At 73.1% G+C, this 13623-nt stretch carries 14 protein-coding genes; 3 read left to right on the top strand and 11 right to left on the bottom strand.

The features are described from left to right. On the top strand, positions 1-731 hold a 731-nt coding region (locus N798_RS07170; RefSeq protein ID WP_035947381.1), incomplete at its 5' end, for an ADP-dependent NAD(P)H-hydrate dehydratase. A 73-nt stretch (positions 732-804) separates the two neighbouring features. On the opposite strand, the gene N798_RS07165 is transcribed toward N798_RS07170, so the two are convergent. From N798_RS07165 to N798_RS07155, 3 genes are read right to left on the bottom strand one after another with little or no spacing between them, the layout of a single operon-like run. After that, the gene (locus N798_RS07165) at positions 805-1293 is read right to left on the bottom strand and encodes a pyridoxamine 5'-phosphate oxidase family protein (RefSeq protein WP_035947380.1); all 489 of its coding nucleotides are present in this window, start codon (positions 1291-1293) and stop codon (positions 805-807) included. Continuing rightward, positions 1286-1735: a PPOX class F420-dependent oxidoreductase gene (locus tag N798_RS07160; protein WP_035947379.1), complete on the bottom strand. Its 450-nt coding sequence runs from the start codon at positions 1733-1735 to the stop codon at positions 1286-1288. Before N798_RS07160 ends, N798_RS07165 begins: the two co-directional genes overlap by 8 nt. Then, positions 1732-2187 carry an SRPBCC family protein gene (locus tag N798_RS07155; protein WP_035947378.1) on the bottom strand — a complete coding sequence of 152 codons (456 nt, stop codon included), beginning with the start codon at positions 2185-2187 and terminating at the stop codon, positions 1732-1734. Before N798_RS07155 ends, N798_RS07160 begins: the two co-directional genes overlap by 4 nt. Before the next feature lie 401 nt (positions 2188-2588). Between N798_RS07155 and N798_RS07150 the strand changes: the two genes are divergently transcribed. Both N798_RS07150 and N798_RS07145 read left to right on the top strand, forming a co-directional pair. Further along, positions 2589-4583, top strand: a complete 1995-nt coding sequence (locus N798_RS07150; RefSeq protein WP_229708821.1) for a catalase — start codon at positions 2589-2591, stop codon at positions 4581-4583. Positions 4584-4653: 70 nt separating this feature from the next. Then, entirely contained in the window at positions 4654-5829 is a 1176-nt protein-coding gene (locus N798_RS07145) for a zinc-dependent alcohol dehydrogenase (protein ID WP_035947377.1), read from the top strand. 39 nt (positions 5830-5868) lie between these two features. On the opposite strand, the gene N798_RS07140 is transcribed toward N798_RS07145, so the two are convergent. The 8 genes from N798_RS07140 to N798_RS07105 all read right to left on the bottom strand — a co-directional run bounded on the left by N798_RS07140 (position 5869) and on the right by N798_RS07105 (position 13538). Next, complete coding sequence (locus N798_RS07140; protein ID WP_084100221.1) at positions 5869-6585, bottom strand: response regulator transcription factor; 717 nt, start codon at positions 6583-6585, stop codon at positions 5869-5871. A 61-nt stretch (positions 6586-6646) separates the two neighbouring features. After that, positions 6647-7297: a helix-turn-helix transcriptional regulator gene (locus tag N798_RS07135; RefSeq protein WP_035947376.1), complete on the bottom strand. Its 651-nt coding sequence runs from the start codon at positions 7295-7297 to the stop codon at positions 6647-6649. A 37-nt stretch (positions 7298-7334) separates the two neighbouring features. Then, on the bottom strand, positions 7335-8165 hold the full coding sequence (locus N798_RS07130; RefSeq protein WP_035947375.1) for a glycosyltransferase family 2 protein: 831 nt from the start codon (positions 8163-8165) through the stop codon (positions 7335-7337). Continuing rightward, entirely contained in the window at positions 8158-9108 is a 951-nt protein-coding gene (locus tag N798_RS07125) for a glycosyltransferase (protein ID WP_229708800.1), read from the bottom strand. Before N798_RS07125 ends, N798_RS07130 begins: the two co-directional genes overlap by 8 nt. A gap of 89 nt (positions 9109-9197) precedes the next feature. Then, the gene (locus N798_RS07120; protein WP_035947373.1) at positions 9198-10289 is read right to left on the bottom strand and encodes a glycosyltransferase; all 1092 of its coding nucleotides are present in this window, start codon (positions 10287-10289) and stop codon (positions 9198-9200) included. 2 nt (positions 10290-10291) lie between these two features. Further along, positions 10292-10990, bottom strand: a complete 699-nt coding sequence (locus tag N798_RS07115; RefSeq protein WP_035947372.1) for a glycosyltransferase family 2 protein — start codon at positions 10988-10990, stop codon at positions 10292-10294. Beyond that, positions 10987-12441, bottom strand: a complete 1455-nt coding sequence (locus N798_RS07110) for a bifunctional PIG-L family deacetylase/class I SAM-dependent methyltransferase (protein WP_084100219.1) — start codon at positions 12439-12441, stop codon at positions 10987-10989. The genes N798_RS07115 and N798_RS07110 overlap by 4 nt, the downstream gene beginning before the upstream one ends. After that, on the bottom strand, positions 12438-13538 hold the full coding sequence (locus N798_RS07105; RefSeq protein ID WP_052117014.1) for an acyl-CoA dehydrogenase family protein: 1101 nt from the start codon (positions 13536-13538) through the stop codon (positions 12438-12440). Before N798_RS07105 ends, N798_RS07110 begins: the two co-directional genes overlap by 4 nt. Between the last annotated feature and the right edge of the window lie 85 nt (positions 13539-13623).

Here is a 13623-nt window from a genome sequence, read left to right as displayed (position 1 = left end):
CCCTGCGCACCGGTGCCGGGCGCCTCAGCGTCGCCGTCGCGGCGAGCGTGGCGCAGCACGTCGCCGTCGCCCTGCCCGAGTGCGGCGCCCGGGGGCTCGCCGAGGACGAGGACGGCTCGGTGACCGGCGAGGGCGCGGGAGAGGCGCTCGCCAAGGAGCTCGAGCGTGCCGACGCCGTGCTCGTCGGTCCCGGTCTCGACTCCGCCGAGGGCACGGCGAGGCTGCTCGACGAGCTCGTGGGACGGCTGGCCGAGGACACACCTGTCGTCCTCGACGCCTACGGGCTCACGAGCCTGCCGCAGGCCGACCCGGCGACGGCGAGGGCGCTGCGCGGCCGGCTCGTCCTCACCCCGAACGCCCACGAGCTCGCCCACCTGCTCGGGCAGGAGGAGGTCTCCGAGGACCACCTCGTCGAGGCCGCGCTCGAGGCGGCCGAGAGGTTCGACGCGGTCGTCGGCGCGAGCACGGTCGTCGCGGCCGGCGGCGAGGTCTGGGAGATGACGACGGGAGACACGGGCCTGGGCACGTCGGGCAGCGGCGACGTCGTCGCCGGCGCCACCGTGGGACTGCTCAGTCGAGGCGCGTCACCGGTGCAGGCGCTCGTGTGGGCGAAGTACGTCCACGCGGCCGCCGGCGACGACCTCGTCATGCGGTTCGGGCGGGTCGGCTACCTCGCCGGCGAGCTCGTCGACCAGCTGCCACGGGTGCTCCGCTCGCTCCGCGGCAACTGACGTGCGCACGCCCCGACCGGTGTGGTCGGGGCGTGCGCTGCCGGAAGCGCCCGATGACGCGGTCGGCGGGCCGTCAGAGCGTGACGACGCCGCTGGAGTCGTCGTCCTCGTCCTCGGCCTTCTCGTCGGTGACGAGACCCTTGACGAGGTGGACGAGCATGGCCGCCTTGCCCGGGGACTCCCAGTACTCGGCGGTGTCCGCCGTGACCTCGAGAAGACCGTTGTTGGGGTCCTGCGCGTCACCCTTCATGTATGCGGACACCGACGGATCCCACAGCTCCTCGAGCTTGGCGCGGTCGGTGCTCACGACCGCGCGGCCGGCGAGCGAGACCCAGCCCTTGTCGCTCGCGTAGGCGACGTTGACCTCGGGCCGCTGGCGGATCGCGGCCACCTTGTCGGTGTCGAGCTCGGTGATGAACCAGACCGTGCCGGGGTCCTCGAAGTCCTGCGTGCCCATCGGCGTCGACACGAGACGGCCGGCGTCGTCGACGTAGGTCAGCGTCGCGATCCGCGTCTCGCGCATGATCTCGGCGGTGAGCTCCTTGGGGTCCTTGTCAGCCATGGTGGGTGTCCTCTCGGTGGGAGTGCTGGGGTTCGGGGGTGATGAGCACGACGGTGTCGCGGTAGGTGAGGCCCTTGCGCCTCGTGGCGAGTCCGGCGACGAGCGCGAAGAGCGTGGTCTGCCAGCCGTACTTCTCGCGGATGGCGCCCTGCACCTCGTCGAACTCCCGGCCGGACCGCACCATCTCGGCGCTCGCCTCCACCGGCTCGGTGCCGGGCGTGGGGGTGCCCGTGCGGCTGCACGGCTGCACCGTCACCCGTGGCGTGTGCCGGAGCCGCTTGGTCTTGCCGGTGCCCATCGTCGTGTAGAAGCCGATCCGCTTCCCGTCGTCGAGGGGCGAGATCCACACCGGCGTCGGCACGCCCTCGCCGTTGCGGCGGAAGGTCGTGAGCAGCACGAAGTCCTCGGCGCCGAGCGTGGCAGCGACGGCAGTGGCTCTCACGCGGTCGCGCTGCCCACGCGGGTGAGCGCCGCGGTCATGTCGTCGACGGTCTCGTCGGCGATGCCCTTGAAGACGAGAGCCATGACGGGGTCGGACAGCCTGGCCAGCCACTTGAAGGTGATCGTGGCCTCGTAGCGGATCCGGCTGGTCCGCTCGTCGACCGCGGTGACCGTGATGTCGTCCTTGCTGTCGGCCGTCTTGTTGCTGCCCTCGAGGACGACGTGGTCGCCGGTGAGGGTGACGAGCTCGTAGGTGAGGGTCGTCTCGCGCCCGAGGACCTTGCTCACGTTGGTCCACCTCGCACCGGGCGAGACCGGCGCCGCCGGGTCCCCGTCGCGTACGCAGGACACGGTGCCGGGGTCCCACTCGACGGCGTTGGCGAAGTCGGCCAGGTAGGCGACGGCGGCGCCCTGGGGACAGGGCACCTCGAACTCTCGAGCGATGTGGACCACGTGGCCCTCCTCCGGGTCGGGTCCTTTCACACTAGGTCACGGAATCGTGAGGGTGACCTGCGAGAACGCGGCGACTTCGGCGACCTCGCGGACCACGCCGTCGACCGCTACACCCCGATGGGGGTGGTGACCCCCCCGAGCGCGCACCTAGCGTCGAGAAGACGTCCGCGTGCTCGCGGGGCGGTCGACTCCCGGGCACCCACCGCGCGAGAGGGAGCACGAGCATGGCGACGAGGAAGAAGCCCGCGACGACCACGAAGGCGTCCGGCACGGCCCGGGCCGGCGACAAGGCCGGGACCACGACCACGCGGAGTGCGGAGGCGTCGGGGGTCACGAGCAGCACCGAGGTCGTCGGGAACGGCGGTGAGCTGCACCAGCTCGCGGGTGGCGACAGCCCGGCGATGACGACCGCGCACGGCGCCCCCGTCCAGGACGACAACAACTCGCTGCGCGCCGGCGACCGCGGCCCCACGCTCCTGGCCGACCAGCACTTCCGCGAGAAGATCTTCCACTTCGACCACGAGCGCATCCCCGAGCGCGTCGTCCACGCCCGTGGCTACGGCGCGCACGGCGTCTTCGAGTGCACCGAGTCGCTCGCCGACATCACCCGCGCCAGTGTCTTCGCGGAGGCCGGCAAGCAGACCGAGACCTTCGTGCGCTTCTCGACGGTCGCGGGCAACCTCGGCTCGTTCGACCTCGCCCGCGACGTGCGCGGTTTCGCGACGAAGTTCTACACCGACGAGGGCAACTGGGACCTCGTCGGCAACAACATCCCGGTCTTCTTCATCCAGGACGCGGTGAAGTTCCCCGACCTCGTGCACTCGGTCAAGGAGGAGCCGGACCGCGGCTTCCCGCAGGCGCAGTCGGCCCACGACACCTTCTGGGACTTCGTCTCGCTCATGCCCGAGTCGACCCACATGACCCTGTGGACGATGTCGGACCGCGCCATCCCGCGCTCGTTCCGGATGATGGAGGGGTTCGGGGTCCACACGTTCCGGTTCGTCAACGACGCAGGCAAGAGCTCGTTCGTGAAGTTCCACTGGAAGCCGGTCCTCGGGATGCAGTCGGTCGTCTGGAACGAGGCGATCAAGATCAACGGCGCCGACCCCGACTTCCACCGACGCGACCTCTTCGACGCGATCACCGCCGGGAACTTCCCGCAGTGGGAGCTCGGCGTGCAGGTCTTCGACGACGCCTTCGCCGACGAGTTCGACTTCGACGTCCTCGACGCGACGAAGATCATCCCCGAGGAGCTCGTCCCGGTCCGGACCGTCGGCACGATGACGCTCAACCGGGTCGTCGACAACGTCTTCGCCGAGGTCGAGCAGGTCGCCTTCATGACCCAGAACGTCCCACCGGGCATCGACTTCAGCAACGACCCACTCCTCCAGGGCCGCAACTTCTCCTACCTCGACACCCAGCTCAAGCGGCTCGGCAGCACGAACTTCAGCCAGCTGCCGGTCAACGCACCGCGCTGCCCCGTCGCGCACTTCCAGCGCGACGGCCACATGCAGACGTCCCTGCAACCGGGGCGGGCGGCATACGAGCCGAACTCCTTCTCCGGAGACGACCGCGGCCCGCGAGAGGCGGGAGACGACGGGCACGTGCCCTACCCGGCCCCGGTCGAGGGCACGACGCGGCGCATCCGCGCCGAGTCGTTCAGGGACCACTACAGCCAGGCGCGGCAGTTCTGGCTGAGCCAGACGCCGGTCGAGCGGGAGCACATCGTCGCGGCCTACACCTTCGAGCTCGGCAAGTGCGAGATCCCCGCGATCCGGACGCGGATGCTCGCCAACCTGCGCAACGTCGACGAGGCGCTCGCGTCCGGTGTGGCCGACGGACTCGGTATGCCGTTGCCGGACGCCGCGGAGCCTGCGGCTCCCGTCGTCGAGACCGAGCCGTCGCCCGCCCTGAGCATCCTCGCCAACGAGAAGGAGACCTTCGAGGGACGCAAGCTAGGGCTCCTCGTCGGCGACGGGGCCGACGCCGCCGGCGTCAAGCGGCTCACCAAGGCCGTCGAGAAGGCCGGCGGGACCGTCGAGGTCATCGCCGCCAAGGTCGGCGGCGCCACGCTCTCGGACGGCTCGACGCTCGCCGCGAAGCAGGCAGTGGCCGGAGCGCCGTCGGTGCTCTACGACACCGTGGCGGTCGTCACGGGTCCGGAGGGCGGGGCTGCCCTGGCCGACGAGCCGACGGCGCGCGACTTCGTCACCGACGCGTTCACCCACTTCAAGGTCATCGGGCTCGGCGGCGACACCGACGCCCTCGTGGCCGCGGCCGGGCTCACCGGGAAGCTCGACGACGCCTGCTTGCCCGTGGGCAGGGCCGGCGAGGTCACGGCATACGTCACCCGGATCGCGGGTACACGGAAGTGGGACCGCGACGTCAGCGCCTGACCGGCACCCGTCACCGGCACGACCGCACGACCGTCCGCACGACCGTCCGCACGACCGAAGGAGACAGCACATGAAGGCACTCACCTGGCAGGGGCGCAAGGACGTCCGCGTCGAGGAGGTCCCCGACCCCACGATCCAGGAGCCGACCGACGCGGTCATCAAGGTCACATCGACCGCGATCTGCGGGTCCGACCTGCACCTCTACGACCCGCTCGGACCGTTCCTCGCCAAGGGTGACGTCCTCGGGCACGAGACGATGGGGATCGTCGAGGAGGTCGGTCCCGAGGTCACGCACGTCAAGCCCGGCGACCGGGTCGTCGTCCCGTTCAACATCTCGTGCGGCCACTGCTGGATGTGCGAGCACGGGCTCATGTCGCAGTGCGAGACCACGCAGGTCCGCTCGCAGGGCAAGGGCGCGGCGCTCTTCGGCTACACCGAGCTCTACGGGTCGGTCCCCGGCGGGCAGGCGGAGTACCTGCGGGTGCCGCAGGCGCAGTTCGGGCCGATCCCGGTGCCCGACGGGGTGCCGGACGAGCGCTTCCTCTACCTGTCCGACATCCTGCCGACGGCGTGGCAGGGGGTGGAGTACGCCGAGGTGCCCGAGGGTGGCAGCCTCGCGGTCTTCGGGCTCGGCCCGGTGGGGCTGCTCGCCGTCGCTATCGGCGTCCACCGCGGCCTGCGGGTCATCGGCGTCGACAACGTGCCCGAGCGGATGGCGAAGGCGGAGGCCTACGGCGCGACCGTCGTCAGCTCCGACGACGACCCGGTGGCGGCGATCGTCCAGCTCACTGCGGGACGCGGGGTCGACGGCGTGCTCGACGCGGTCGGCATGGAGGCGCACGGCAGCCCCGTCGCGGAGGCAGCGATCAAGGGAGTCGGCTTCGTGCCGGACGCGCTCGCCAAGCCGCTCATGGAGCGGGCCGGGATCGACCGGCTCGCCGCCCTGCGCGCCTCGATCGGCGCCGCCCGTCGCGGCGGCACGGTCTCGGTGAGCGGTGTCTACGGCGGCATGACCGACCCGATGCCGATGATGGAGATCTTCGACAAGCAGCTGTCGCTGCGCTTCGGGCAGTGCAACGTCAAGCGCTGGGTCGACGACATCGTCCCCGTCGTCATGGAGGACGGTGACCCGCTCGGCCTCGAGTCGCTCGCGACCCACCGACTGCCCCTCGACGCGGCGCCCGACGCCTACGCGATGTTCCGCGCCAAGGAGGACGGCTGCATCAAGGTGGTCCTCACGCCCTGAGCCCTCGGCGCGGTCGGCTGGCCGCCACCTCCTCCGGGCTCAGCGGGACGAGGTGGCGGCTGCCGGGTCGGGCAGGTCGTCGTCGGACTCGGTGGCACCGTCGGGAGCCAGGGTGATCCGCATGCGGGTCGGCGCCATGCCGTGGTCGATGCCCCACAGCACCGCCTGGCTCCGGCTCGTCACGCCCATCGTGCGGTAGGCCGAGCGGATGTAGGACTTCACCGAGTTGATGCTGAGGTAGGTGCGGTCGGCGATCTCGTTGTTGCTCAGGCCGCTCGTGACGAGCGCGACGATCTCGGCCTCTCGCGGGGTCAGCCCCTCGTCGCGCCCGGGCCACGATCCCGACGGGATGACCGGCTCCTCGGACACCGTGACGAGGTCGAGATGGCCGTCGCGCACGCGCACGAGCGCGTCGGCGAGGCTGGCCCCGTCGAGCGACTTGGGCAGGGCGGCGTGCACCCCCCTGGCTCGCGCGGCCGCGACGAGGTCCTCGGTGAGGGTCCACGTGTAGAGGACGAGGCGCCCGATGAGACCGCTGCCGGCGAGGTCGTCGAGGTCGTCCTGGGAGAGGTCGGCGCGGGCGAAGGTGTCGTAGAGGACGACGTCGACGGGCTGCTTCGGGGTGGTCTCGGTGTCGAGCTCGACGACCCGGACACGGTCGGCAAAGGGCTCGAGCAGGGCCGCGACGCCACGCACGATGAGCTCGTGGTCGTTGACCACTGCGACCGTGACGGGCCGTCGCGTGGAGGGGGTCATGGGTGCACGCTACCCGGCGCCACCGACCGCCCGGGTGGGAGTCTGCGGACCGTCCCGGCGCTCAGCTCGCCGGTGGCAGGACGATGCGCATCCGGGTCGGCGCCATGCCGTTGTCGATGCCCCACAGCACGGCCTGGCTGCGCGTCGAGACACCCATCGCACGGTAGGCGGAGCGGATGTAGGACTTCACCGAGTTGATGCTGAGGAAGGTCCGCGCGGCGATCTCGCCGTTGCTCAGCCCGTTCGTCACGAGTGTGATGACCTCGGACTCGCGTGGGGTGAGCCCGACCGACCTGCCGGGCCAGTCGTCGCGGCGGTGGTCGCCACCGGCGACGTCGTCGACGACGCCCCCGTCGCGGACCCGGCACAGCGCCTCCGCCAACTGTTCCCCGTCGAGGGACTTGGGGAGGGTGGGCACACCGCGCCTGCGAGCGTCGGCGACCTTGGCGTCATCGGGTGACCACGTGTAGGCCACGACGCTGCCGACGCGAGGGCTCGCGCACAGTGCCTCGAGGTCCGGGCCTGCTGCGGGCGGCTCCAGCACCGGGTCCACGAGGACGACGTCGACGTGGCGGTTGGGCGGTCTGCCGCGCGCGAGCCGCACCGTGCGCACGCGGTCGGCGTGGGGCCGCAGCATCGCCTCCACGCCGAGGCGGACGACCTCGTGGTCGACCACCGCGACCCTGACGAGCTGTGGTGAGTCCGGCGTCATGCCGTGCCCCTACCCGGCGACGGCCCCCCGAAACGGCTCAGGCCGGCGACGGGCCGCGCAGGAGGAGCCGGTCGGGCTCCCACGTCACGAGGCCCATCCGGGCGAGGTCCTCGAGCCAGCCCTGCATCGGCCACGCGCCCCAGCGGCGGTGGAAGAGGGTGGCGTTGCGGACGATGTCGACGACGTGCTCGACCGGCGGCGTCGACACGGGGTGGAACTGGTGGAAGGCGTCGGCGCCGCCCACCCAGACGAGGTCGACACCGCGCGAGCGGGCCAGTCGTCCGAAGTCCGTGTCCTCGGCCCCATAGCCGACGTAGCCCTCGTGGAACCCGCCGATCCTCCGCCACGTCGGAGCCGACAGCGCGCAGCTCAGCGACCAGAAGAGGTCGGGGTCGCCGTGCCTGAGCAGCTTCCCTTCGGGCGGGTCGGGCCGAGCCGGGTGCGGCGCGCGCATGCTCGTGAGGTCGTCCGGGTCGTCCGGCACCCCCTGGTCCGCGCGCAGGTAGGTCACCGGGCCGCACAGCAGGGCGTCGCCGGCCCGCATGAAGGCGTCGACGTAGCGCGTGACGAGGTGGCGGCCGGGCACGCAGTCGACGTCGAGGAGGACGACCCGCGCCGCCCCGTCGGAGAGAGCGCGCTCCACCCCCGCGTTGCGAGCTGCCGCGACCGGCAGGCCCAACGGGTCCGTCGCGATCTCGAGCACCGTGGTGCGCGCCACCTGCTCGAGGATGACCGGCACCTCGGCGTCGTCGATGGCGACGACGACGTGGTGGACGGCCGGGGCGACCCTCCGCAGCACGCGGACCTGCTCACGCAGGTGGTCGTGGCGGCCGTGGACGACCGTGACGACCGTCGTGCGCTCACCCACCGGCGACCACCTCGACGAGCGAGGCCGCCCGCGCGACCGCGCCGTGCGAGCCCCAGCGCTCCCAGCCCTCGCCGCCATGCTCGAGGGCGGCGCCCACGCGGTCGGCCCAGCAGACCTCGGTCTCGTTCTCGCGGACCACGGTGGCCATCCCCGCGCCGGCGAGGACCGCGCCCATGTGCACCTGCTCGTCGAAGGGCCGACGCTGCGGCACGACGACCGCCGGCAACCGCCAGGCGGCCACGTCGGCGATCGCGTTCTGACCGGCGTGCGTCACGACGACGTCGGAGGTGGCGAGCCGCTCGCGCACGTCCGGCACCCAGGCGGCCCCGCCGACGACGGTCCAGTCGACGTCGGTCACGGTCCCGGTCACCGCGTCGACGAGGGTCGGGTCGTCGAACCCGTCCGACCCGGACAGCACGAGCCCACGGCGCCGACCGGCCGGCTGCTCGTCCCTGCGACGCGGGCCGTCGCCGGTCTCGCGCGAGATGCCCCCGACGGCGACGACCCGGTGGTCGGAGCCGTCGGAGCCGCTCGTCGCGCCGGTCGTGCGCCACAGGTCGCCCGTCGCCCAATCGGGCCAGGGGGCCAGCACGGCTGTCGCCGCGGCGTATGCCGTCGTGTGGGCCGTGTCGGTCCGCTCACCCGGTTGCGCGACGACGACGACGGGCACGCCCAGGAGCCGCAGGAGCACCGCGACCTCGCACGACACGTCGACGACGACGACGTCGGGCTCCTCGACCTGGACCCACCGGGCGAGCGTCGTCATGCGTTCGCGAAAGCCGCTGTGCCACAGGGGCGCCCAGTGCATCGACCCGTGCATGACCACGTCGAGCTCGGAGTGCGTCGCCGACTCGTCGAGGGGCGCATCCATCGCGAGGCGCACGGCCGACATCGAGGCGCGATGGGCTGCCGCGTGGTCGAGGTCGCTGCCGAGGAGCGTCACGCTCGCACCCCTGGCGACCAGCTCACGACCGACGACCAAGGCCCGGGTCCGGTGCCCGGCCCCGTGGTGATGGACGTACCAGCCGACCCTCATCGATCCCGGCCCGCACTCCGCTCGTGGACGAGGTCCTCGTAGAGCTCGACGTAGCGGGCCGTCATCTGCTCGCTGCCGAGGTCGGCGAGCGCCTGTGCCCGGACCTCCCGGCGGGACAGGCCGACCGCCCGGTCGACGGCCTCGGCCATGCGGCCGGCCACGACGTCGTCGTCGCCCTCCGGGTCGACGAGGACGCCCATTTGCGCGGTCAGGAACTCGCGCAGACCTCCACGGTCGAGGGCGACCACCGGGGTCCCCGACGCCGCGGCCTCGGCCGCGACGAGGCCGAACGGCTCGTCCCACCGTGGGGTGACGAGGGCCGCGGCGCACTCGCGGACGACACCCATGAGGTCGGTGTGCGCCAGGTGGCCGACGTGGACGACGTCGTCGCCGAGCTCCGGCGCGACGACCTCCTCGAACCAGCCGGGGTTGCTCACGGGCCCGACGATGCGGAGTCGCCGTCCGGCTCTGCGTGCGGCGCGGATGGCCAGGTCGGTGCCCTTCTCCGGGGTGAGCCGCCCCATCCACACGAGGTCGTCACCGCCTGCGCCCTCCCCGAGCCCGTCGTCCTCGACTCCGTTGAGGATGACCCGCGGCGGAGTCGGGAGGGTCGTCCACCCGCGGGCGTTGGCCTCGCTGACGCACACGTAGAAGGCCGACGGGTCCGCGAGCGCGATCCCCAGCTCCATCCACGGGAAGGGCGGGGTGTGCAGGGTCGTGACGACCGGCGCGCGCATCGCCGGCGTGAGCGCGAGCGGCAGGAAGTGCAGGCTCTGGTTGTGGACGATGTCGACGTCGTCCCGGGCGAGGACGTCGACCATGGCGCCGGTGAAGGCGGCGAGGTCGGCCAGGAAGCCCAGCTCGGGACGCTCCGGGTCGCGGTCGCCGAGGTGGCTCAGCGGCGGGCGGCCGGCATACGGGACGACCTCGTCGACGAGCTTCTCATCGGTTCCCTCGACGCCGTAGAGGCGCACGAAGTGGCCCTGGCGGCGCAGTTCGCGGGCGATGAGCGCGGTGTGGGACTCCTGCCCGCCGGCATACGGCTCGGCGATGGGGTGTCGGGACGTCGCGAGCATGGCGATCCTCATCGTCAGCTCACCTCCTCGGCAAGGTCGGAGAGGTAGCCGGCGAACCCGTGTGGGCTGCGGCCGTGGGAACGGGCCGACGTCGCGACCCGCGCCGAGTCGGTGGCGACCCAGCGGTCGGTGTGTGCGCGGAGTCGGCGCACGAGGTCGACGTCCTCGTGGAGCGGGAGCGGGGCGAAGCCGCCCACGTCGAGGAAGGTGCTGGCCCGGAAGCCGAGGTTGGCGCCGTGCACGTGGGTGTGCCCCTCGACGAGCTCGTGTCGTTCGCGCCAGTGGGCGAGGAGCCCGGGGTCGGCGCAGCCCACGGGCTCGACCGTCCCGACCACGAGGTCGACGCTGTCGGCGAGGCCGACCTGGCTCACGAGCCAGTGGGCCGGGACCGCCGAGTCGGCGTCCGTGCACGCGACCCACAGCTCGTCGGGCGTGACGCCCTCCTCGGCGGCGACCTCGACGGCCCGGCGGACACCCGCGTCCCGGGTTGCGCCGACGACGCCGAGGTCCACCTCGAGGCTGCCCACGCGGGCCGCCTCGACGACGAGCGGGGTGTCGTCGAGGCAGCCGTCGAGCACGACGGTGACGTCGATGAAGAGGTCGGGACGGCAGGTGCGCAGCAGGCACCGCGCACGCTCGACGCTCTCGAGGCAGCGCGGGAGCAGCTCGGCCTCGTCACGGGCGGGGACGACGACGTGGACGGCGCGGATCATCGCGTCACCGCACCCGACCCGGCCGCCGCCGGCCGAAGGTCGTCGACGTCGGAACCACCGGGCTCGCCGACCACGTAGGAGGCGATGAGCACGTCCCGCTCCGCGTGCTCGACGCACGCCCACCGGGCCAGGGCCGCCCGCACCTGCGCGTGGACCGCGGGGCCGTCGAGGGGGATGTCCTCGGTCGGGTGCCGCCAGTCGACGAGCACGACCTCGCCGCCGGGAGCGAGCCTGAGCAGCGTTGCGGCCAGGGTCAGCCACACCTCGAACGGCGTGAGGAAGTAGAGGACCTCCGAGAGCACGACGAGGTCGACGGCGTCGTTCTCGTCGCCGATCCGCTCGAGCACCTCGGGCGCGCGGCCGTGCACCCACCGCACACCCTCCGGGGTGTCGCGTCGCGCGACGTCGAGGGCACGGCTGCTCGCGTCGATGCCCACGACGCGGTCGGACCGGGCGGCGAGCCCGCGGGTGAGGGCACCCGTCGAGCAGCCCACGTCGACGACCCGGTCGTAGCGCTCGCGCCGGAGCACGGCGAGGGTGAGGTCGCGCTTGCGCCGCTCGTACCAGCTGTCGCTCGACCACGGGTCGTCGCCACCGTCGAACATCGCGTCGAAGGCCGCCTCGCGCTCGTCGGCGCGGGTCCTGCCGGACGGCCGGGGCGTGCCCCCGGCGAGCAGCAGCGTGGTGAAGCCACGACGCGACGGTGCGAGCACCTCGTCGGTGAGGAGCCGCTCGTCCCCGGGGCGCGGCGAGAGGGCGGCCACCTGGGTGTGGTGCGCCTCGACGGCACGGCTCGCGCGCTGGACGCCCGCGAGGGAGCCGTCGACGACGAGTACGGCCTCCCACGGCAGGTCGTCGGGCTCGCTCCAGTGCCAGAACCAGACGAGGTAGTGCGCCAGCCCCGGACCCGGCCCGCCCGGTGGTGCCTCAGCGACCGCGACCGCCACGGCGTCGGCCGCAGCGCGCCCGGCGGCGTCGTGGTCGGGATGGCCGTCGGCGGTCCAGGGTGCGAGGACGAGGGTCCGGTCGTCGAGCAGGTCGCGGACGGCCCTCACGACGTCGTCGTGGCGTGGGGCCAGCCCGCCGTCGGGCAGCGCGGCGTGGAGCAGTCGGGCACCGGGAGCGAGGACGGCGAGCGAGCGCTGCGCCTCGGTCCGCCGGCGCGTCGCCATCGCACTGCGGCCGACGGTCGGCGACCGCGGGTGGGAGCCCTCGCCGTCGGTGAGCACGAGGAGGACGACGTCGAGCCCCAGGTCGGCGGCGTCCGCCACGAGCGGACCGGCGCCGAGGCACTCGTCGTCGGGGTGCGCGGCCACGACGAGAAGCCGTTCGTATGCCGTGAGCACGTCTCGGGCGTCCGCGTGCGCCACCGTGGCCCACCTGTCGTCACGCAGCCAGCGCTCCTCGCCGTCGGGGTGGTCGAGACGGGCCGGCGTGTCCGCCGCGCTCACCCCGGGCCTTCGAGCAGGAGGCCGCCGAGCGCGGCGAGGTCGCGGTCGCCGTGGTGCTGGCGGACATAGACCGTGAGGTCCGCGACGCGGCGTGCGTGCTCCTCGTCGCCGGTGAGCGGGCCGGGACCGAGAGCGCGGCCGACCTCGCGCAGGACGAGCTCGGCGGTGCGGTCCGCCGACGCGCGTACCCGCGACGCGAGCAGTCGACCGGCAGTGCCGGTGGCCCGTCCGTCGTCGATGGCCGCCGCGGCGTCCCGCAGGGTGAGCAACGTCGCGTGGAGAGCGGAGTCGATGCGGCCGAGGTGGGTGAGGGCCAGCTGGTCCGGCTCGCGACGGCGGGCCGCCTCGAGCACCGAGGTGCCCAGGGCGCAGGCCGCGCCGAACCACACTCCGGCGACGCCGATGCCGCCCCAGGCGAAGCCGGGCCGGTCGAGGTACCACTGCGGCGGCCCGACGGGGACGGCCGGCACGTTGCTGAGGCTGACCGAGGTGCTCCTGATCGCGGCGAGCCCGCGGGACACCCAGGGCTCGGTGCCGACGCGCACGCCGGGGTGCCCGAGGTCGACCGCGAAGGCCTGCCTCCGGTCGTCGTCGACGTGGGCGGTGATGACCGCATGGCTCAGGTGGTCGGCGAGCGAGCACCACGGCTTGCTCCCATTGAGGGTCCACTCGCCGCCCGAGGCCCGGGCCTCGAGGTGGTGGCCCGGCGCGTGCGCGGCATAGACGCCCCACGTGCTCGTGGCCGGCGCGACGAAGGCCGGCCAGCTCCTGTCGTTCTCGGAGTCCCGGGCAGCGGCCTGCGACAGGATCGTCAGCGCGTCGAGGTGCGGCTCGACGACTCGCGCCACCGTGAGGTCGCCGGCGCCGAGCGAGGCGAGAGCCCGCAGCCAGGTCCACGACGACCGCCCGAGCGCCGACGCGACGGGGCTCAGCTCGCGGGCGAGCCGGAGGGCCGCGTCGACGTCGGCCCCCGCCGACCGCGCCGCAGCGACCATGGAGGCGTCCGACCACGAGAGGAACCCCGCCGGGTCGGCGGCCCGGGAGGGTGGGACGTGCGAGCCGGACCGGGTCCGGACGACGTCGCGCTGGTGCGCCATGCCCACTCCTCAGCCGCTCGGCCGGTCCGACCGGGACCGGCCGAGGGTGCCGAGGAGCGCCTCGCGGAAGAGGTGTTGGGGGCCA

Origin of the sequence: Knoellia flava TL1 (genome assembly GCF_000768675.1) — a bacterium.
GTDB lineage: Bacteria > Actinomycetota > Actinomycetes > Actinomycetales > Dermatophilaceae > Knoellia > Knoellia flava.
This window is presented reverse-complemented; position numbering and strand designations above follow the sequence as displayed.

Excerpts from the sequence above, each read along its gene's own strand:
- N798_RS07165 (WP_035947380.1), bottom strand. The coding sequence starts at position 1,293 with ATGGCTGACAAGGACCCCAAGGAGCTCACCGCCGAGATCATGCGCGAG.
- N798_RS07135 (WP_035947376.1), bottom strand. The coding sequence starts at position 7,297 with ATGACGCCGGACTCACCACAGCTCGTCAGGGTCGCGGTGGTCGACCAC.
- N798_RS07145 (WP_035947377.1), top strand. The coding sequence starts at position 4,654 with ATGAAGGCACTCACCTGGCAGGGGCGCAAGGACGTCCGCGTCGAGGAG.
- N798_RS07150 (WP_229708821.1), top strand. The coding sequence starts at position 2,589 with ATGACGACCGCGCACGGCGCCCCCGTCCAGGACGACAACAACTCGCTG.
- N798_RS07115 (WP_035947372.1), bottom strand. The coding sequence starts at position 10,990 with ATGATCCGCGCCGTCCACGTCGTCGTCCCCGCCCGTGACGAGGCCGAG.
- N798_RS07120 (WP_035947373.1), bottom strand. The coding sequence starts at position 10,289 with ATGAGGATCGCCATGCTCGCGACGTCCCGACACCCCATCGCCGAGCCG.
- N798_RS07140 (WP_084100221.1), bottom strand. The coding sequence starts at position 6,585 with ATGACCCCCTCCACGCGACGGCCCGTCACGGTCGCAGTGGTCAACGAC.
- N798_RS07105 (WP_052117014.1), bottom strand. The coding sequence starts at position 13,538 with ATGGCGCACCAGCGCGACGTCGTCCGGACCCGGTCCGGCTCGCACGTC.